This is a genomic window from Halomonas halodenitrificans DSM 735, from assembly GCF_000620045.1.
Taxonomy (GTDB): domain Bacteria; phylum Pseudomonadota; class Gammaproteobacteria; order Pseudomonadales; family Halomonadaceae; genus Halomonas; species Halomonas halodenitrificans.
Map to the genome: position 1 here is coordinate 15,685 of NZ_JHVH01000018.1, position 18,445 is coordinate 34,129.

At 59.4% G+C, this 18,445-nt stretch carries 17 protein-coding genes; 16 read left to right on the forward strand and 1 reads right to left on the reverse strand.

What is annotated here, in order from left to right:
- Positions 1-18: 18 nt before the first annotated feature.
- The 11 genes from Q358_RS18200 to Q358_RS0109475 all read left to right on the forward strand — a co-directional run bounded on the left by Q358_RS18200 (position 19) and on the right by Q358_RS0109475 (position 11,171).
- A complete protein-coding gene (locus Q358_RS18200) occupies positions 19-747 on the forward strand; it encodes an inositol monophosphatase family protein (protein ID WP_084286505.1) in 729 nt (242 codons plus the stop codon).
- Entirely contained in the window at positions 674-2,218 is a 1,545-nt protein-coding gene (locus Q358_RS18205; protein WP_084286506.1) for an N-acetylneuraminate synthase family protein, read from the forward strand. Before Q358_RS18200 ends, Q358_RS18205 begins: the two co-directional genes overlap by 74 nt.
- On the forward strand, positions 2,215-2,928 hold the full coding sequence (locus Q358_RS18210; RefSeq protein ID WP_084286507.1) for an acylneuraminate cytidylyltransferase family protein: 714 nt from the start codon (positions 2,215-2,217) through the stop codon (positions 2,926-2,928). The genes Q358_RS18205 and Q358_RS18210 overlap by 4 nt, the downstream gene beginning before the upstream one ends.
- Before the next feature lie 126 nt (positions 2,929-3,054).
- Positions 3,055-4,047 carry a UDP-glucose 4-epimerase GalE gene (galE, locus tag Q358_RS0109440; protein WP_027961809.1) on the forward strand — a complete coding sequence of 331 codons (993 nt, stop codon included), beginning with the start codon at positions 3,055-3,057 and terminating at the stop codon, positions 4,045-4,047.
- A 174-nt stretch (positions 4,048-4,221) separates the two neighbouring features.
- Positions 4,222-5,166: a sulfotransferase family protein gene (locus Q358_RS0109445; protein WP_156940884.1), complete on the forward strand. Its 945-nt coding sequence runs from the start codon at positions 4,222-4,224 to the stop codon at positions 5,164-5,166.
- Positions 5,167-5,418: 252 nt separating this feature from the next.
- Positions 5,419-6,147: a hypothetical protein gene (locus Q358_RS0109450; RefSeq protein WP_245598304.1), complete on the forward strand. Its 729-nt coding sequence runs from the start codon at positions 5,419-5,421 to the stop codon at positions 6,145-6,147.
- The gene (locus Q358_RS17065; RefSeq protein WP_051530285.1) at positions 6,144-8,453 is read left to right on the forward strand and encodes a glycosyltransferase family 2 protein; all 2,310 of its coding nucleotides are present in this window, start codon (positions 6,144-6,146) and stop codon (positions 8,451-8,453) included. The genes Q358_RS0109450 and Q358_RS17065 overlap by 4 nt, the downstream gene beginning before the upstream one ends.
- A 230-nt stretch (positions 8,454-8,683) precedes the next feature.
- Positions 8,684-8,971, forward strand: a complete 288-nt coding sequence (locus tag Q358_RS0109460; protein ID WP_043488023.1) for a Phd-YefM — start codon at positions 8,684-8,686, stop codon at positions 8,969-8,971.
- Positions 8,972-8,974: 3 nt separating this feature from the next.
- Positions 8,975-9,262, forward strand: a complete 288-nt coding sequence (locus Q358_RS19115) for a type II toxin-antitoxin system RelE family toxin (RefSeq protein WP_027961813.1) — start codon at positions 8,975-8,977, stop codon at positions 9,260-9,262.
- Between the two features lie 17 nt (positions 9,263-9,279).
- On the forward strand, positions 9,280-10,278 hold the full coding sequence (locus tag Q358_RS17070; RefSeq protein ID WP_245598305.1) for a glycosyltransferase family protein: 999 nt from the start codon (positions 9,280-9,282) through the stop codon (positions 10,276-10,278).
- Positions 10,279-10,463: 185 nt separating this feature from the next.
- Complete coding sequence (locus Q358_RS0109475; protein ID WP_027961814.1) at positions 10,464-11,171, forward strand: phosphoadenylyl-sulfate reductase; 708 nt, start codon at positions 10,464-10,466, stop codon at positions 11,169-11,171.
- A gap of 149 nt (positions 11,172-11,320) precedes the next feature.
- On the opposite strand, the gene Q358_RS0109480 is transcribed toward Q358_RS0109475, so the two are convergent.
- Positions 11,321-13,045 carry an SLC13 family permease gene (locus Q358_RS0109480; RefSeq protein WP_027961815.1) on the reverse strand — a complete coding sequence of 575 codons (1,725 nt, stop codon included), beginning with the start codon at positions 13,043-13,045 and terminating at the stop codon, positions 11,321-11,323.
- Positions 13,046-13,196: 151 nt separating this feature from the next.
- Between Q358_RS0109480 and Q358_RS0109485 the strand changes: the two genes are divergently transcribed.
- The 5 genes from Q358_RS0109485 to cysQ all read left to right on the forward strand — a co-directional run bounded on the left by Q358_RS0109485 (position 13,197) and on the right by cysQ (position 18,403).
- Positions 13,197-13,997, forward strand: coding sequence for a helix-turn-helix domain-containing protein (locus Q358_RS0109485; protein WP_027961816.1), 801 nt, complete (start codon positions 13,197-13,199; stop codon positions 13,995-13,997).
- A 144-nt stretch (positions 13,998-14,141) separates the two neighbouring features.
- Positions 14,142-15,044: a sulfate adenylyltransferase subunit CysD gene (gene cysD / locus Q358_RS0109490; RefSeq protein WP_027961817.1), complete on the forward strand. Its 903-nt coding sequence runs from the start codon at positions 14,142-14,144 to the stop codon at positions 15,042-15,044.
- Positions 15,045-15,120: 76 nt separating this feature from the next.
- On the forward strand, positions 15,121-15,480 hold the full coding sequence (locus tag Q358_RS0109495; protein ID WP_027961818.1) for a four helix bundle protein: 360 nt from the start codon (positions 15,121-15,123) through the stop codon (positions 15,478-15,480).
- A gap of 58 nt (positions 15,481-15,538) precedes the next feature.
- The gene (cysN, locus tag Q358_RS0109500) at positions 15,539-17,443 is read left to right on the forward strand and encodes a sulfate adenylyltransferase subunit CysN (RefSeq protein WP_027961819.1); all 1,905 of its coding nucleotides are present in this window, start codon (positions 15,539-15,541) and stop codon (positions 17,441-17,443) included.
- A gap of 183 nt (positions 17,444-17,626) precedes the next feature.
- Positions 17,627-18,403, forward strand: a complete 777-nt coding sequence (cysQ, locus tag Q358_RS0109505; protein WP_027961820.1) for a 3'(2'),5'-bisphosphate nucleotidase CysQ — start codon at positions 17,627-17,629, stop codon at positions 18,401-18,403.
- Positions 18,404-18,445: the final 42 nt, after the last annotated feature.

Here is an 18,445-nt window from a genome sequence, read left to right on the forward strand (position 1 = left end):
GAAAGGTTAAATACTCTTATGCCGAAAATAAAAGAAAGCGATGAAGTCCGTAAGTTAATGAATGGCTTGATCGATTTAATATATCGAAAGATGTCTTCTATTCAAAAAGGCCGATTTGATATAGAGATCAAGCCTGATGGCAGTCCAGTTACTCAATCTGATGTATATGTTGAGAACTTGGTTAAGCAATATATTGAAGAAAAAATTCCAGAGGTAACATTTGTTGGCGAAGAAAATTTTAGTGAGTTAACCTCAACCGTACCTGAAGGCTATTACGCTATTCTTGATCCTATTGATGGCACAGAGAACTTCTGTTCAGGCCTAAAAGAATGGGGCGTATCTTTTACACTTTGGTATGGTAATCAGCACTTAGGCAGTTTTCTGTTTCTCCCTGAACTAGGCGAACACCTTATGACGGGTGATACGTTAACGCCGATCCACTCTAGGATTCGTGGGTTTTCGTCTTCTATGTGTGACGAAATCCTCGAAGGCATGCGCTCTACTCAAGAAAGCCGCTTGATGGGGTGTGCTGTTTATAACCTCTACAATGTGATCAGAGGAAGTTTTGCACGCTTTACCAACCCCCGGGGTGCCTACAGCTGGGATTTACTGCCTGGCCTGATGCTGGCACGCGAACATAACTGTGACATTGAAGTAGAAGGAAAGCCGTACCATGGAGAATTTCTCGAACCTGGTAGAAAATATCGCGTCGACATTCGCCACCGATACGATCTTCATACTCGGTAAAGGCGCCTCTGTTGATCGTATTCACCCGAGCCTACTGGCAAGCTCATTAGTTATTGGCCTGAATGATGCTGAGCGGATCGCCCCCTGCGATATTTCTATCTTCCATGATGAATGGGTAATCGATGGCTTGAAAGCCAACGGTTGGCGTTCTCGTTTGTACATCACTTCAACAAATATTGAACCGCCTAAAGGTGAAGTATTCAGGGCACGTTATGTGCCTGCCGCCCAAGAAGGCGTTGATGTGATGCTCAGTCGCTTGGTCATGGAAAAGCCAGAGCAAGACTTTGTTATTGAAGAGGTGTTATTCCTTTCTGCCATTAGGTTAGCGCGAGTTATCGCCAAAGGGCGTGAGCGTAAGCAAACCGTTTACATGCTGGGTTTTGATTTTTCCGTTGATCAAGGCTATGCCCATGCCATTGATTATGACTATTCCCCTGCGGATGCCAGTGGGCGTGCAGCGCGTATTAGCCCTCAAGAACATTATTTTGTTAATGCGCTTTACATGCTGCGCGACAGTGAAGTTGATGTTCAGCATGTTGGCGATAGAGCGTTCTCAACACTGACACCAGAAGAACTGAATACACGCTTTCTACCTGGGCTGGATAAGCGGCTGGTGCCCAATGAGGATCGTGTTTTAATCACTGCCGAGTTAACTACCAATCACTTCGGTGATCGCCATCGCCTAGAGCGCATGGTACGTGCTGCCCATGCAGCAGGCGCTGATTTAGTAAAGGTTCAGAAGCGTGATGTTGAAACCTTTTATTCCAAAGAACAGCTAGATGCTAAGTACGTGTCGCCTTTTGGCAATACCTTCCGAGATTACCGGTTAGCACTAGAGCTGGACAGGGATGATTTCGAGTTTCTGGATGGTTTGTGTTCTAAGCTAGGCATTCGTTGGTTCGCTTCAGTGCTAGACGAGCCCTCCTTCCGTTTTATACAACAGTTCGACCCAGAGCTGATCAAGCTTCCATCTACGATTTCAGAGCACACTGATTACCTGGCAACGGTAGCGCGAGAATATAAGCGTGGCATTGTGCTTTCTACCGGCATGACCGACCAAGACTATGAAAAATGGGTGCTGGAGACGTTTACAAACTGCAATAAGTTATACCTAATGCAGTGTAACTCTGCTTACCCAACCCCGACGCATGATTGCAATGTGGGCGTTATTCGCCATTATCGTGACCTTTCTAAACAGCATCCACACGTAGTGCCTGGCTATTCAAGTCATGATTTTGGTGCAATGGCCTCAGCCATGGCAGTGGCAGCCGGTGCTCGTATTGTGGAGAAACATGTAAAGCTTGGTAATACTGAGTGGGCTCACTTTGATGCAGTGGCATTGGATCTGACAACCTCAGAGTTCGTTGATTACGTTGCCGCCGTGCGCGAAGCAGAAGTCATTGTCGGCTCTGAAGCGAAAGAAATAAATGATAGTGAGCATCATAAATACTTCAAAAAGGTTCTAAAATGAGTGAATTGAGAATTTGGGCTGTTGTTGCTGCGCGATCAGGTTCAAAAGGGCTTCCAGGTAAAAATATTCGCCCTTTGGCGGGAAAGCCTCTGATTGGGCATGCGATTAAATTTGCCAATAATGCTGGCGTGTTTGAAAAAGTACTCTTATCAACAGATTCCGAAGAATATGCTGAAATAGGACGAAAGTATGGTGCTTGGGTGCCTTTCCTCAGAGGGGAAGAGGCTGCCCAAGATACCAGCATGGAAGAAGATGTGTTGGCTGATCTGAACAAAAAGCTTACACAGCATGGAATTGAGCCACCCGATATGTTGGTCTGGTTACGACCAACTTTTCCGTTTCGTTCAATCGGTGATCTTAATAAAGCAATCACTCTAATGTCTAATGATACTGACTCTGTCAGGTTGGTTACAGAAGGCGAACCCCGCTTATACGAAATTAAAAATAATTATCTAATGCCGCGTTTTGAAGATAGTGGTCGCTCTATGGTGAGGCGACAGGAATTTCCTGCTGTTTATAAAGTCTTTCATACAGATATTTTCTGGTACCGTAATATTGTGAAAGGTGAGAAGTTCCTAGGTGACAGAGTACGAGCCGTACCAGTTCATAAACTATGTGCTATGGATGTGGATGGTATCGAGGATTTTGAAATCATAGAAGCGTTAATGAATACCAATATGAAGCTTATTCAAGAGTATACGCATGAATAAGCCCATCACATTCATAAGGTCGCTGTTGGGCCGGTTTTTTGTTTCTGAGTAGGCTGACTGGCAGCACTGGGTGGCCAGCGAAGGTATTAGGGTACAGCAAAGTATTAAGGCGTTAACGGAGTAACCATGCAGATTCTTGTAGTAGGCGGTGCCGGCTATATCGGCTCTCATATGGTCAAACAGCTGGGCCGGGCCGGCCATTCGGTGGTGGTGCTGGATATCCTCACCACCGGTTTTCGCGAGCTGGCCTGCCATGGTGAGCTGGTGGTGGGGGACCTGGCGGATACCGCACTGCTGGAAAGGCTGTTTGCCGAGCACCGCTTCGATGGGGTGATGCACTTTGCCGCGGCGAGCCTGGTGGGTGAGTCTATGCAGGACCCGGGCAAGTACTATTGCAACAACGTGGCCAATACCCTCAACCTGCTGGAGGTGATGGTGCGCCACGAGGTGAAGCACTTCATCTTCTCCTCCACCGCGGCGACCTTCGGCGAGCCGGAGACTGTGCCTATCGACGAGGCGCACCCCCAGCGGCCCATCAATCCCTACGGCTCCAGCAAGTGGATGGTGGAGCGCCTGCTGCAGGACTTCCACGCTGCCCACGGCCTCCACTCGGTATGCCTGCGCTACTTCAATGCCTGCGGCGCAGACCCAGAAGGCGAGCTGGGTGAATGCCATGAACCGGAAACCCACCTGATCCCGCTGATCCTGCAGGCGGCTTCTGGCCGGCGAGAATCGATCACCGTGTTCGGCCGCGACTACGCTACCGCGGATGGCACCTGCATTCGCGACTATATCCATATCGAGGACCTGTGCAGCGCTCATGCCCTGGCACTGGGAGCCCTGGTGCAGGGCGAAAAACAGGGGGCACTGGCCTATAACCTGGGCAATGGCCAAGGCTATTCCGTCCAGCAGGTGATCGAGGCGGTAGAACGTGTGGTGGCCGAGGATGGCCGCACGCTGAGAGTGGAGGAGGGCAGCCGCCGCCCCGGCGACCCGGCACAGCTGGTGGCCGATGCCACCCTGGCCCGGCGCGAGCTTGGCTGGCAGCCGCAGTATGCGGAGCTCGAGACCATCATCCGCCACGCCTGGGCGTGGGAGAAACGGCTGGCGGGGCTGTGAGGATCCTGCTGGTTCAACGCGATCAGCAATTAGAAGCCGCCTGACCCCAGGTTCCAACAAGCTTGACAGGCATCGAGCTGCTGCACGTACTCTTCTTCTCTTACTGTTGGTATTCTTTCTCTTTTAGGAGTGGTTCTTGACATCCCTCCGTATTATTTTTTATTTGGATAAACCATGCCTGATCGTGAATCATTGGTTAACAAGGGCGTTGTGAGCTTTGGCTCCAGAAGGGGCAGGGGGAGTGCCACATCGACAGATGTCAACCAGGTTGTTGTTATCGGCACGGCAAGGGGAGGGACCTCCTTGGTTGCCGGGGCTCTACATCACCTTGGTGTTTACTTAGGCGAAAAGTCATCTCCGCCGGTCTTTGAAGACGTCAGGCTTGCCAGGACCATCGAGAAGGGCTCCCTTGATGAGGCGAAGGATATCGTCAAAGAATATAGTGACCGTCACCCGGTTTTGGCCTTCAAGCGCCCGTCAGTCATCGATAATCTTTCTGTAATAGAGAAGGTGTTTGATTGTCCTCGTTATATTTTTGTATATAAGGATATTTTCTCGATCTCCAACAGGAATTCTATCTCCATGCTTACGGACGTGTTGCCGGGCATGGAAAGGGCCTTGAAGCAGTACCGGAATACCGTTTCCTTCTTGCGAGATGTCAACCCCGAGGCGCTGCTGGTTTCATACGAGAAGGCATTAAGATATCCGGAGCACTTTGTTGACCGTGTCATCGAGTTCTGTGGTATCTCTCCTACGCCAAAGCAGGTTGAAGCCGCCAGAAAATTCATCAATCCTGAGCCGAGGCAATATCTGGATGTCTCCAGGGTCACAAAGTCGCAAGGTCGGCTGGCGGGGGTTAAAGACCGGGTCGTGCATGGCTGGGCTCGCTATGTCCATCGTTCGGTGCACGCAGAGGTCAATATCCTGGTCAATGATGCTCTGGTGGCAAGGGTGGTGGCAGACCAGCCACGACCGGATCTGGATAAAAGGTTTGGTCAAAGCTGCGCATTTTCATTTACGCTCCCCGAGGATATGGTGGTACAAAAGGGAGATAGTGTGCGGGCCCGAGTGTCGGACGATGTCCTTGACATTTCCAACTCACCCATCAAGCTGAGTTGAGCCAGATTTCAGATGACGCCATTATATTTTATACATGTACCCAAGACGGCTGGGACAAGTTTCAGGATTGGTCTCGAGGAAACCTATGGCAGCGAAGCGATAGCGTATAACTATGGCTTGGATTCAAGAACCACTTCCAAGCTCTTTCTTTCTCAGGATGGCGGGTTGTTACGCGATTACTGGGTGCTGAAGCGGCGGCTGGAAGGCAAAGCGATAAAGGTAGTATCCGGCCATGTTAATGCCGGGCAATACATGCCCATCCTCGGTGTGATGAGGGCGCTGACCTTCCTACGCGACCCCCTGCAGCGCATGGCCTCCGAATATGCCCACTTCGTGCGCCACTACGAGTACAAGGGTAGCTTCCACGACTTCTACTCTCGTCCCATCATGCATAACCGGCAAAGCAAGATCCTGCACGGTGTGGATGTCGAGGCCGTGGGCTTTGTCGGGCTGACCGAGCGCTATGTTGATAGCCTGAAGCTGCTCAACGCCCGCTATGGCATCGCGATTCCGCAGCGCGAGGATAATCGCGGCAAGAAAAGCCTGGATGCCGTGCATGAGATCTCCGCCGAGGACGAGGCCGAGCTGAAGCAACTGAACAAGCGTGATATTCGCCTGTATGAGCAGGCCGTGGCGCTGTTCGATCAGCGTTATCAGCTGCACCAAGACGGGAAGCCCTGGGCTCATGCGCGCTTGGTGGAGGTCAAGCCAGGGCGAATCGCCGGCTGGGCCTGGTGGGCGGGGGAGAGCGATGACCCTGTGGACGTGGAGGTATGGGTCAATGGCAAGCACCTGGAAGGCGTCTGCGCAGTGGAGTTGCGCCCGGGGCTGTGTCGGCTGCTGCCGCCGCGGGGGGGCTATGTGGGCTTTCATCTGCCGGTAAAACTCAAGCCCGGTGATCAGGTACAATGCCGCGTTTCCCTCACTGGCCAGTGGTTTCCGTTGAAGCCGCGTCGGGTACCGAAACCGGATGGAAGATGAACGCAAGGAATCGCAAACGCCTCGACAAGAGCTCGCACTGGCTGGCCCATGGCTTGAATGAAACCTTTCTGGCGCGCTTTCCGCTTGATCGGCTCACGCCTCACCACCAGTTGCTACCTGTAGACGCTCCGGGTTCGCGTTATGCGTGGCAGGCGACCGGTGACGACCCCCAGTTTCTGCTCAAGCGCGGACTGCCGCTGCCGGGCTGGCAGATGCTGGAGGTCGCCATGCAGCACGACCAGCCCAGCGCCGCGGTCAAGCTCTACCTGGATACCGGCAAGGGGTTAAACGAGGAGCTCTGCGTCTATTTGCCGCTGAAGAGCGGGCGAGTCACCAAGCGGCTGTTCTATGTGCCGCGGCGCTTGAAGGCCCTGCGCTTCGATCCTCTGGAGTGCGAGGGGCGCTTTACCATCACCCATCTGCGTATTGCTTGGCTGAGCCCCGGGTTTGCCCACGATCGCCTGGCCCATCGCCTGGCCAATATGCACCACGAGTTTCGCGGCGTCACCAAGGCCGAGGTGCTGCCGTTGCTGAAACGCCAGGCGCGCGAGGCGGGGCGACACTGGCGCGAGTTTGCCCTTGAGCAATACGAAGCCACCTTCGAGCGACGTACCGCGCGCTATAGCTACCGTAAGTGGCTGGAGGGGCGCCGTGAGCTCACGACCGAGCGGGCACGCCGGGTGATCGACCAGCTGCCGCACACGCCGCTGATCTCGGTGCTGGTGCCGGTCTTCAATCCGCGCCTCGAGTGGTTACGCGAGTGTCTGGATTCGGTGCTGGCACAGTCCTACCCGCACTGGCAGCTGTGCATTGTCGATGATGCCTCGACCGATCCCGAGGTGCGCCAGGTACTGGCCGAGTATGCCGAACGGGATGCGCGCGTGCGGGTGGTGTTTCGCGAGGAGAATGGCAATATCTGCGCGGCCAGCAATAGCGCCCTGGAGCTGGTGGAGGGTGAGTTCGTGGCGCTGCTGGATCACGACGATACGCTCTCGCCGGGTGCGTTGTTTCGCGTGGCCCAGGCGTTGCACCGCCATCCGGATGCCGGTCTGCTGTATAGCGATGAAGACAAGCTCAACGAGGCGGGCGAGCGCTTCGATCCGCACTTCAAGCCACAGTGGAACCCCGACCTGCTATTGGCCCAGAACTATATCTCGCACCTGGGGGTGTATCGTACCGGGCTGGTGCGCGAGGTGGGCGGGTTTCGTCAGGGCACCGAGGGCAGTCAGGATCACGACCTGGTGCTGCGTGTAACGGCACGCCTGCTGCCCGAGCAGATCGTGCATATTCCTCATGTGCTCTATCACTGGCGCGCCGCGGCGGGCTCCACGGCATTGGGTAGCGAGCAGAAAAGCTACACCACCGATGCCGGCCTGGTGGCGGTACGCGATCATCTGCGTGAACGGGTGCCCGAGGCTCGCGTCGAGGCCGGGCACTACCCCAATACCTATCGCGTGCGCTGGCCGCTACCTAAGCGAGCACCGCTGGTGAGCCTGTTGATCCCCACCCGCGACCGGGTAGAGATCCTCAAGCCCTGTGTGGAGGCCATCCTCGAGCGCACCGACTATCCGCACTTGGAGGTGCTGATACTCGATAACCAGAGCGCCTGCACCGCCACCCTGGACTATATGCGTGATGTCTCGGCCCGCGACGAGCGGGTACGGGTGCTGCGCTGGAACGAGCCGTTCAACTACTCGGCGATCAATAACTACGGGGCGCTGTATGCCCGGGGTGAGATCCTGGGGTTGGTCAACAACGATATCGAGCCGATCAATGCCGGCTGGCTGGACGAGATGGTGCGCCAGGCGTGTCGGCCGGAGATCGGCTGCGTGGGGGCCAAGCTCTATTACCCCAACGATACCGTGCAGCACGCCGGGGTGATCCTGGGCATCGGCGGGGTGGCGGGGCACGCCCACAAATATTTCCACCGCAACGCGCCGGGCTATTTCACCCGTCTGCACCTGGTTCACAACCTCTCTGCCGTCACGGGTGCCTGCCTGCTGATTCGCAAGGCGGTGTTCGAGGAGGTGGGGGGGCTCAACGAGGAGCACCTGCCCATCGCCTTCAACGACGTCGACCTATGCCTCAAGGTGCGCGAGGCGGGTTATCGTAACCTATGGACCCCCTATGCCGAGCTCTATCACCATGAGTCGGTCTCTCGAGGTGCGGATGACAGTTCCGCCAAGCGTGCCCGGGCCAATGGCGAGGCGGAATATATGCGGCGCACCTGGGGCAGGGAGTTGGATAATGACCCGGCCTATAACCCCAATCTCACACTGGTGCATGAGGATTTTTCGTTGCGGTGAGCCCGGCTGCGCCGGGAGCTGTACGCCTTTCCCTGCGGGAGCTGCAAGCCGTAAGCTATAGGCTGTAAGTGGTGGCTGAAGCTTGAAGAGCGTCGCTGCGCTCCTGGAAGCTGGAAGTAATCCCAAGCTCAGTATCGAGTGAGGGGTGAGGAGAGGCGGCTCAAGCTTGATTTATGCATTATTGTTAGTATTATTGTGTGTATAAATATATTGCTTTTGTGGAGGTGCGCATGGCTACTTTACTGGAACGCCCGGAGGATGCGGTCTCTGCTACGGCAATGGCGCGCGGTTTCAGCGCTCGGCTTAAAGAGATATCGGCCCGGGATACCGAGCGGCTGGTAATTTTCAAGGATAATCAGCCGGTTGCGGTGATGATGAATGTGCAGGCCTACCAGGAGCTTGTCGATGAGCTGGAAGAGCTTCGCATCGAAGCCGTCGCTCGTGATCGGCTGGCTAGTTACCAGGGCGACCAGGCCGTTTCCCATGAGGACATGCGTGCCCTGTTCGATGCTGATTGACCCATGAGGTGGCGCGTTATCTACCACCCGGAGGTTCAGAAGGATCTTGCTCGCTTGGGCTCGGCCGCTGCGAAACGAATCCTCGATGTCATCGAGGGTCGGATACGTGATGGTGAGCCTGACAAGCTGGGCAAGCCTCTCCGTGGGGCCTTGTCTGGCTCCCGGCGAATCCGCACCGGGAATACACGAATCGTGTACCGGGTGGATGGAGAAGCAATCCAGGTGCTGATTGTCGCCGTGGGGGCGCGGCGTGATGAAGAGGCCTATAAGCTGGCTGACCGTCGACTATGAGGCGGGAGCGTTGGCTGGTGCTAAGCGATGGGGCGCGGCCGACCGAGGATATTTACTTTCTCGAGTCGGTCGCGCCCCTTCTGCGTTCAGAGGGTCACGATGTGGGGCGGCTGGATGTGCGGGGCTGGCGGTGGCGGCTGGCACGCTGGGTGTTGTCACGCCAGCTGGGGGCCAATCTGGTGCTGGCGCGGACACTGCCCGAGCACTCGCTGCGCTGGCTGGAGCGCGAACGAAGCCGGTTCGGCTGCATCCTCTATCTGATCGATGATGACCTGGCGGCGGCGGGGAGCGACGCTACCCTGCCGGATGCCTACCGAAGGCGCATGGCCCGGGCCGCTGCCCAGCAGCCCCGGCTCCTGGCGCTGGCCGATGAGGTGGTGGCCTGCAGCCCCTCGCTGGCCGAGCGGCTGCGGGAGTACCACGCCAAGGTGCGGGTGATGACGCCGCCGTTTATCGCGCCGCTGCCATCGCTTGAGCATGTCACGCAGGGCCCGTCGGTCGAGCGGCCGTGGCGCCTCGGCTTCCATGGCACCCGGGCGCATCTGGCCGATCTCGAACATATCGCCCCGGCCCTCGAGGCCCTGCAGACAGAGCGGGAAGACACCGAACTCGAGCTGATGCTCGGTGAACACGCGCCGCCGGCGTTGGCGCGGCTGCCGAGAACCCGCTGCCCGACGCCGCTGGCCTGGCCGAAGTTCCGCGACTATCAGGCCGAGCGGCGGGTGCATATCGGCCTGGCACCGCTACTCGAGACGCCGTTCAATCGCGGCAAGTCGTTGATCAAGTTCCTGGATATCGCGGCCATGGGCGGGGTAGGGGTCTATGCCAATCGCGCCCCCTATACCGAGATCGTCGAGCACGGCGTCAACGGCCTGCTGGTGGATGACGACCCCGATGAGTGGCGGCGCTGTTTACGCTGGCTGTTGGAACACCCGGGGGAGGCCCGCCGGATGGCCCATGCCGCCGCACAGACGGCGCGGCGGCATGTGTTGCGAGAGCCCAATATCGGCGATTAGAACTCGCCATCGCCCGATAAATCGGGCTTCCACACATCGCGCATCTGTGCGAATCGGTGCAGTCGAGACGACCATAGGATCTCTTATATCTTTATTGGGTATAAAAAGATCAAAATATATTCTTTTCCAGTATTTTGGATGGGCGTTACTCTAGCCATAACCCCATCGACCGAAAGGAATCACCCATGGCGTTATCGGCCCTACGCAACCAGATCGACGCCGACCAGGCCAGTGCGCTGCTGGAGTCGGCCTCGGCCGAGGCTCGCGTCGGGTGGGCGCTCGAGAACCTGCCCGGTAGCTTCGTCCTAAGCTCCAGTTTCGGCATCCAGTCCGCGGTGCTGCTCCACCTGGCGACCCGCATCGACCCTGGGATGCCGGTGCTGCTGGTGGATACCGGCTATCTGTTTCCCGAGACCTATCGTTTCGTCGATTCGTTGGTCGAGCGCCTGAACCTCAACCTGAAGGTGGCGCGGCCGACGCTTTCCCCGGGGCACCTGGAGATGCGCCATGGCAAGCTCTGGGAGCAGGGGCTGGAGGGGCTGACGCAGTATAATCAGCTGATGAAGGTCGAGCCCATGGAGCGCATGCTCGATGCCCTGAACGTGGGCACCTGGTTCGCCGGCCTGCGCCGCCAGCAGTCCGGCTCCCGGGAGCAGCGCCCGGTGGTGGAGCAGCGCCATGACGGCCGCTTCAAGGTCTATCCGCTGATCGACTGGCATAGCCGCGATGTATACCGTTATCTTGTCGAGCACAATCTGCCTTATCATCCGCTGTGGGAGCAGGGGTATGCCTCGGTGGGTGATTGGCACACCAGCCAGCCCCTCCAGGCCGGCATGCGGGAAGAAGACACTCGTTTCAATGGCCTGCAGCGCGAGTGTGGGCTTCACCTCTGACCCGGCGAAGCCGGGCTTCGCCCGGCGCCGTAAGCCGTAAGCCGTAAGCCGTAAGCCGTAAGCCAAAATATTCCACCAAAACTCCCTACAAGGGGGTTACGTACAGCGTAAAGCGTACAGCATACAGCTCTCTGCCGGGCTTCGCCCGGCTAGAACGGAAAGACGATGGGCGTTAGCACCAGCACGCCGGCGGAGTAGGTGAGGCTGACGGGTAGGCCTGTCTGGAGGAAGTCCTGGATGCGGTAGCGGCCGGGGGAGTAGACCATCAGGTGGGTCTGGTAGCCGTAGGGAATCAGGAAGCAGGCGCTGGCGCCATAGGCCACGGCCATGATGAAGGGCATGGGGTCGGCGCCGAAGGCCTGGGCGGTGGTCCAGGCCACCGGGAAGGCCAGGGCCGCGGCGGCGTTGTTGGTCACGGTCTCGGTGAGCAGCAGCGTCATCAGGTAGCAGCCAATAAAGGCGGCGTAGACCCCGTAGCCGGCGAACAGCGTCTGCATGCCGTGGGCGAGCAGGGCGGCGGCGCCGGAGTTCTCCAGCCCCTGGGCGATGGCCAGGGCCGAGCCGATGATCAGCCAGAGCTCGAAGGGGAAGCGCCGACGCAGCTCGGCGGGGCTCAGGATCCTGCCGGCCAGCAGCCCGGCCATCAGCACTAACAAGCCATGAAACAGCGGCAGCAGCTCCGCGGCGGCCAGGCCGATCACCGCGGTGAAGCCGGCCAGGGTCAGCACGCTCTCGGTGCGCTTGAGCTGGGGGCGCTTGAAGCTGCCGCTGAGCAGATGGAAGTTGCGTTCGATATTGCGGTGCTGACGGAAGTCGCTGCCCACCGCCAGTATCAGGCAGTCGCCCACGCGCAGCGGAATATGCCCGAGCTGGCCCTCCAGGCGCTTGCCGCCACGGCGAATCCCCACCACCCCGGCGTTGAACATGCTGCGGAAATCGACATCCTGCAGCGTCTGGCCGGCCAGCTCCGATTCATGAGACACCACCACTTCCACCAGATTGGTGGCCAGCAGGTCATCGGCCTGGTTGCCGAACAGCTTGAGCCCGGGGAAGCGCTGCAGCGCCTGCACCTTGCCCACCTCGCCGGTAAACACCAGGGTATCGTGGGCCTGGAGGATCTCTTCGGGACCGACCGGGCTGATCAGGCGCCCCTCCCGCTCGACCTCCATCAGATAGAGGCCCTCCAGGCTGCGCAGGTCATTCTCCTCGATGCTCTTGCCGATCAGGTCGGAGCCGGCCTCCAGGTCGGCGGCCAGGAAGTAGGAGAGCTTGTCCGCGGTGTCCTCCGGAGGGTGGGCCGGCAGCCGCTGGGCTCGCCACAGCAATACACCGAAGGTAAGCAGGGCCACGGGAATGCCGACCAGGCTGAACTGGAACATGCCCAGCTCGAAGCCGCCGCTGCCCAGGGCGAAGGAATTGACCACCAGGTTGGTAGAGGTGCCCACCAGGGTGGTCACGCCGCCCAGGATCGAGGCGTAGGAGAGGGGAATCAGTAGCCGGGAGGGCGCAATGCGTTTTTGACGCGAGATGGCGCCCAGGAAGGCGGCCACCACCGCGGTGTTGTTGAGAAACGCCGAGAGCACGGCGCTGGCGGCCATCAGCCGCGCCGTGGCGGTTCTCTCGTTGCCCTTGAGCAGGCGTTGGGAGAGCCAGTCGAGCAGCGGGGTGCGTTCCAGCGCCAGGGAGACCAGCAGCAGCAGCAGCAGGGTGGCCAGCGCCGGATTGGTGTACTGGGCCAGCAGTGTGGGTGCATCCACCAGGCCCAGCAGCAGATAGGCGCCGGCCAGGCTGACGAAGGCGATGGCGGGGCGCACCACGCCGCTGATCAGCAGGCCGACGAGTCCGGCAATGGAGATGAGTACTGCCCAGGTCATCGGGGTCGTCCTTGAAGGCTCGAAGAAAGAAGAATAGGGGGTACGACTTGTGGGATTCTACGTGGGCTTTTATGATGATGTCGATAAAGCGCTTTGTATATTTGAGGTTCTGCCATAAAAATCACGGTAAACCAAAGGGTTGAGCGCGTTAATGAGCATTAAACATTTAACGCCCGAAGAGATCAACAAGCGCCGGATAGGGGCGGTCAGGCGGCGTCTGGATGGCCAGACCGTGGCCGTGGCCGCCCAGCAGACGGGCCTGTCGGCGCCCACTGTTTCGGCGGCGTGGAAGGCGTTTCGCGAGGGCGGCTGGGAGGCGGTGCCGGTGCGTCCGCGGGGCCGCAAGGCCGGCCAGGCGGCGCGGCTGGATGGCGCGGCGCAGCAGGCGTTGGTGGCGTGGCTAGCCGAGCCGGCACCGGCGGGGGAGCCTGCCTGGAGCAGCGCGGGGCTCGCCGCGGCGCTGGCGCAGCAGGGCCATGAAGTCTCCTCCCGGGCCATCGAGCACTGGCTCGAGGCCCGGGATCTCAAGCCGGCACCACTGGTGCTGGAGGGGCTCAAGCGCCGCCGCTCCACCGCCGGGCGCTGGTTTCGCCAGCGGGTAGAGCCGACGCTCGAGCGGGTAAGCCGTGCCGGTGGCGTCGTCTGGCAGGGGGGCGTGCGTGTCTCGACCCCGGGTGAAGCCGTCGCCGGCGAGCCTCGCCGCTACCAGCTCTATCTGCATGGCAAGCGTGGCAGGCTCTATAGTCGCTGCCTCGCCGCACCGCCCAAGGCCGACGACTACCTGGCCATGTTCGAGCGGCTGCTCGACCAGGCCGCCGGCAAGCCGGTGGCGTTGATCTTTCGCGGTGCCTGTTTCCGCGCGGTACCGGCCATTCACGGGTGGCTCGAGCGAAACCCGGCGCTGGAGCTTGTAGTGGTGCCGCCGGGCTCCGCCCGGAGCTGTAAGCCGTAAGCTTTACGCTGTAAGAAACCCCCAAAACCCAAGGTTGTGGGGGTTATGCCGCGAAGCGGCAAACGTAAGGCTTACAGCTTATAGCTTATAGCTTATAGCTTATAGCTTATAGCTTACAGCTTCTTAACCAAGGACTAGGAACCAATGACGACATTGACGCACCTCGAAAAGCTCGAGGCCGAGAGTATCCAGATCATGCGCGAGGTGGTCGCCGAGACGGAGAATCCGGTGATGCTCTACTCGGTGGGCAAGGACAGCGCGGTGATGCTGCACCTGGCGCGCAAGGCCTTTGCGCCGGGGCCGCCCCCGTTCCCGCTGCTGCACGTGGATACGCGCTGGAAGTTCCGTGCCATGTACGACTTCCGTGACCAGATGGCCAAGGAAGTGGGCATGGACCTGCTGGTGCATATCAACCCTGAGGGCATCGAGAAGGATATCAATCCCTTCACTCACGGGTCGGCCATCCATACCGATGTGATGAAGACCGAGGGCCTGAAGCAGGCGCTGGATCACTACGGTTTCGATGCCGCCTTCGGCGGTGCCCGCCGCGACGAGGAGAAGTCCCGCGCCAAGGAGCGTGTGTTCTCCTTCCGCACCGCCCAGCACCGCTGGGATCCGAAGAATCAGCGTCCCGAGCTGTGGCAGCTGTATAACACTCGCAAGCACAAGGGTGAGTCGATCCGCGTCTTCCCGCTCTCCAACTGGACCGAGCTGGATATCTGGCAGTACATCTACCTGCAGAGCATCCCGATCGTGCCGCTGTATTACTCCGCCGAGCGTCCGGTGGTCGAGCGCGACGGCGCCCTGATCATGGTCGACGATGAGCGCATGCCGCTGGAGCCCGGCGAGGTGCCGATGATGCGCAACGTGCGCTTCCGCACCCTGGGCTGCTATCCGCTGACCGGCGCCATCGAATCCGACGCCGACACCCTGCCCGATATCATCCAGGAAATGCTGCTGACCAAGACCTCCGAGCGCCAGGGCCGGGTCATCGACCACGACAGCGCCGCGTCGATGGAGAAGAAGAAGCAGGAAGGATACTTCTAGGCGCGGAGCGCCTAGAAGAGCCGTAAGCCCTACGCTGTAAGCTGTACGATCTCTTCGGCTTGCAGAGGTGGTGGCGATGAATTTCGAGAAGCTGCGGGTATGGAAACGGTCGGCCAGGCTATCGGCTGAACTCTACAAGGCGATGCGGGATCTGCGCGATTTCGGATTCCGGGATCAAATTACACGATCCGGCTTGTCCATACCCAGCAACATTGCCGAAGGAATGACGCGCTATACCACCAGGGACAAACGGCATTTTCTGGTTATTGCGAGAGGTTCATGCTCCGAGCTGCGCACGCAGATCTATATCGGCATGGATATCGACTACATAGATGCCCAGCAGGGACGACGCTGGCTGCAGGAGACGCGAGACATATCCTCGATGCTCCATGGCCTCATCACCTCGCTGGACAACGAAGATTCTGCTGTGAGCTAAGAGGCTGTTTTTTACTTACAGCTTACGGCTTACAGCGTACAGCTTAGAAGGGTTTGGCATGGCTCACTCATCCGACATGATCGCCGGCGACATCGAGGGTTACTTGAAGTCGCATGAACACAAGGGGCTGCTGCGGTTTATCACCTGCGGTAGCGTCGATGACGGCAAGAGTACGCTGATCGGGCGGCTGCTGTTCGAGTCCAAGCTGCTGTTCGAAGACCAGTTGGCCGCCATCGAGGCGGATTCCAAGAAGTGGGGCACCCAGGGCGGGGAGATGGACTTCGCGCTACTGGTCGATGGCCTGGCCGCGGAGCGCGAGCAGGGCATCACCATCGATGTGGCCTATCGCTTCTTCTCCACCGACAAGCGCAAGTTTATCGTCGCCGATACCCCGGGGCACGAGCAGTACACCCGTAACATGGTCACCGGTGCCTCCACGGCCGATGCCGCCATCCTGATGGTGGATGCGCGCCAGGGCATCCTGCCCCAGACTCGCCGCCACAGCTTCCTGATGTCGCTGATCGGCATGCGCCATATCGTGGTGGCCATCAACAAGATGGACCTGGTCGACTACTCCAAGGAGCGCTTCGACGCGATCGTCGCCGAGTACCGCGAGTTCGCCGAGCAGCTGGGCATCGAGGAGATCACCTTTATCCCGATGTCGGCGCTGAAGGGCGATAACGTCATCGAGCCCAGCCCGCAGATGCCCTGGTATCACGGCACCACCCTGATGGGCTATCTGGAGACCGTGGAACTGGATGAGGAACGCCTTCAGAACCAGCCGTTCCGCATGCCGGTGCAGTGGGTCAACCGCCCGGACCTGGACTTCCGTGGCTTCAGCGGCATGATCGCCGGCGGTCGCATCAAGCCGGGCGACGAGATCCGCGTGCAGCCCTCCGGACAGGCCAGCCGCATCAAGCGCATCTACACCTTCGACGGTGACCTGGACCAGGCGATCGCCGGCCAGTCGGTGACCCTGCTGCTGGAAGACGAGATCGATATCTCCCGCGGTGACGTGATCTCCGGCGTGGAACAGCCCGCCGAGATCGCCGATCAGTTCGAGACCAGCCTGGTGTGGATGCACGATGAGCCGCTGCTGCCAGGGCGCCCCTATCTGATGAAGATCGGCACCCAGGCGGTATCGGCCACGGTCACCGACATCAAGTATCAGGTCAACGTGAACACCCTGGAGCATACCGCCGCCAAGCAGCTCGACCTGAATGGCATCGGCATCTGCACCCTGAGCCTGAACAAGGCGGTGGCGTTCGATGCCTACCAGGGCAACGCCGATACCGGTGGCTACATCCTGATCGACCGGATGACCAACAACACCGTCGCTGCCGGCATGCTGAACTTCGCCCTGCGGCGCAGCCAGAATATCCATATGCAGCACGTGGATATCGATAAGCAGGCACGGGCCCAGAGCAAGGCGCAGCAGCCCGCGGTGCTGTGGTTCACCGGCCTGTCCGGTGCCGGCAAGTCGACCATCGCCAACCTGGTGGAGAAGAAGCTCTATGCCGCCGGCCAGCACACCTATCTGCTGGATGGCGACAACGTGCGCCACGGCCTCAACCGCGACCTGGGCTTCACCGATGCCGACCGCGTCGAGAACATCCGCCGCGTGGGCGAAGTCGCCCGGCTGATGACCGACGCCGGCCTGATCGTGCTGACGGCCTTTATCTCGCCGTTCCGCAGCGAGCGTCGCCTCGCCCGTGATCTGGTGGAAGACGGCGAGTTTATCGAAATCTTCGTCGATACCCCGCTGAACGTCGCCGAGGACCGTGACCCCAAAGGGCTCTACAAGAAGGCACGCCGTGGTGAGCTAAAGAACTTCACCGGCATCGACTCCGCCTACGAAGCCCCGGAAGCCCCGGACCTGCATCTCAAGACCACCGAGATGAGCAGCGACCAGGCCGCCGACGCCGTCATCGAACTGCTGCGTAAGCGCCAACTGATCGTTTAACGGCGGGGCCACCTGGGGTAGCCACCTGGGGTCAGACCCCAAACTGCCGGGGCCACCTGGGGTCAGACCCCAAACTGCCGGGGCCACCTGGGGTCAGACCCCAAACTGCCGGGGCCACCTGGGGTCAGACCCCAAACTGCCGGGGTCTGACCCCCATAGTTGACCCCCATAGAGGAGTGCAAAATGGATTTTTCCGATTTACTGGATCAGGTACATGTCATCGCCAAGGATGCCGGCGCTGCCATCATGTCGATCTATTCCCGCGAGTTCTCCGTCGAGGAGAAGGAAGACAAGAGCCCGCTGACCGAGGCAGACAAGGCGGCCCATGAGGTGATCATGGCCGGGCTCGAGGCGCTGCCTGAGGGGATTCCGGTGCTCTCCGAAGAGGACGCCGAGGGCTTCGCCGGGGCGGATGCCAACGGCCGCTACTGGCTGGTGGATCCGCTGGATGGCACCAAGGAGTTCATCAAGCGCAACGGCGAGTTTACCGTCAATATCGCGCTGATCGAGAACGGCCGGCCGGTGCTGGGCGTGGTCGTCGCCCCGGCGCTGGAGGTCTCCTATCTCGCCGCCCGCGACGTGGGCGCCTTCAAGATCGAGTGGGGCGAGGGCAAGGCCAACGAGCGTCGCGCCATTCGTGTCGCCGGCCAACCCGTCGAAGGCGCCACCTGGCGCGTGGTGGGCAGCCGCTCACACCCCAGCCCCGATCTGGCCGCCTGGCTGGAGAAGCTCGGTAGCCACGATATGGTGCCCATGGGCAGCTCGCTGAAGCTCTGCCTGGTGGCCGAAGGCGCCGCCGACGTCTACCCGCGTCTCGGCCCCACCTGCCTGTGGGACACCGGCGCGGCCCATGCCGTCGTCGAACAGGCCGGCGGCCGCGTCGAGACCCTGGAAGCCCAGCCGCTTGACTACGCCACCCCCAGCGAGAAGCTGAATCCCTACTTTATTGTATGGGGGTGATACTCTCTGCCACCTGGGGTTGCCATCTGGGGTCTGACCCCA

Bases quoted from the DNA above. Each gene is read 5' to 3' on its own strand.
- Q358_RS18200 (WP_084286505.1), top strand. From the start codon at position 19: ATGCCGAAAATAAAAGAAAGCGATGAAGTCCGTAAGTTAATGAATGGC.
- Q358_RS18205 (WP_084286506.1), top strand. From the start codon at position 674: ATGGAGAATTTCTCGAACCTGGTAGAAAATATCGCGTCGACATTCGCC.
- Q358_RS18210 (WP_084286507.1), top strand. From the start codon at position 2,215: ATGAGTGAATTGAGAATTTGGGCTGTTGTTGCTGCGCGATCAGGTTCA.
- galE (WP_027961809.1), top strand. From the start codon at position 3,055: ATGCAGATTCTTGTAGTAGGCGGTGCCGGCTATATCGGCTCTCATATG.
- Q358_RS0109445 (WP_156940884.1), top strand. From the start codon at position 4,222: ATGCCTGATCGTGAATCATTGGTTAACAAGGGCGTTGTGAGCTTTGGC.
- Q358_RS0109450 (WP_245598304.1), top strand. From the start codon at position 5,419: ATGCCCATCCTCGGTGTGATGAGGGCGCTGACCTTCCTACGCGACCCC.
- Q358_RS17065 (WP_051530285.1), top strand. From the start codon at position 6,144: ATGAACGCAAGGAATCGCAAACGCCTCGACAAGAGCTCGCACTGGCTG.
- Q358_RS0109460 (WP_043488023.1), top strand. From the start codon at position 8,684: ATGGCTACTTTACTGGAACGCCCGGAGGATGCGGTCTCTGCTACGGCA.
- Q358_RS19115 (WP_027961813.1), top strand. From the start codon at position 8,975: ATGAGGTGGCGCGTTATCTACCACCCGGAGGTTCAGAAGGATCTTGCT.
- Q358_RS0109475 (WP_027961814.1), top strand. From the start codon at position 10,464: ATGGCGTTATCGGCCCTACGCAACCAGATCGACGCCGACCAGGCCAGT.
- Q358_RS0109480 (WP_027961815.1), bottom strand. From the start codon at position 13,045: ATGACCTGGGCAGTACTCATCTCCATTGCCGGACTCGTCGGCCTGCTG.
- Q358_RS0109485 (WP_027961816.1), top strand. From the start codon at position 13,197: ATGAGCATTAAACATTTAACGCCCGAAGAGATCAACAAGCGCCGGATA.
- cysD (WP_027961817.1), top strand. From the start codon at position 14,142: ATGACGACATTGACGCACCTCGAAAAGCTCGAGGCCGAGAGTATCCAG.
- Q358_RS0109495 (WP_027961818.1), top strand. From the start codon at position 15,121: ATGAATTTCGAGAAGCTGCGGGTATGGAAACGGTCGGCCAGGCTATCG.
- cysN (WP_027961819.1), top strand. From the start codon at position 15,539: ATGGCTCACTCATCCGACATGATCGCCGGCGACATCGAGGGTTACTTG.
- cysQ (WP_027961820.1), top strand. From the start codon at position 17,627: ATGGATTTTTCCGATTTACTGGATCAGGTACATGTCATCGCCAAGGAT.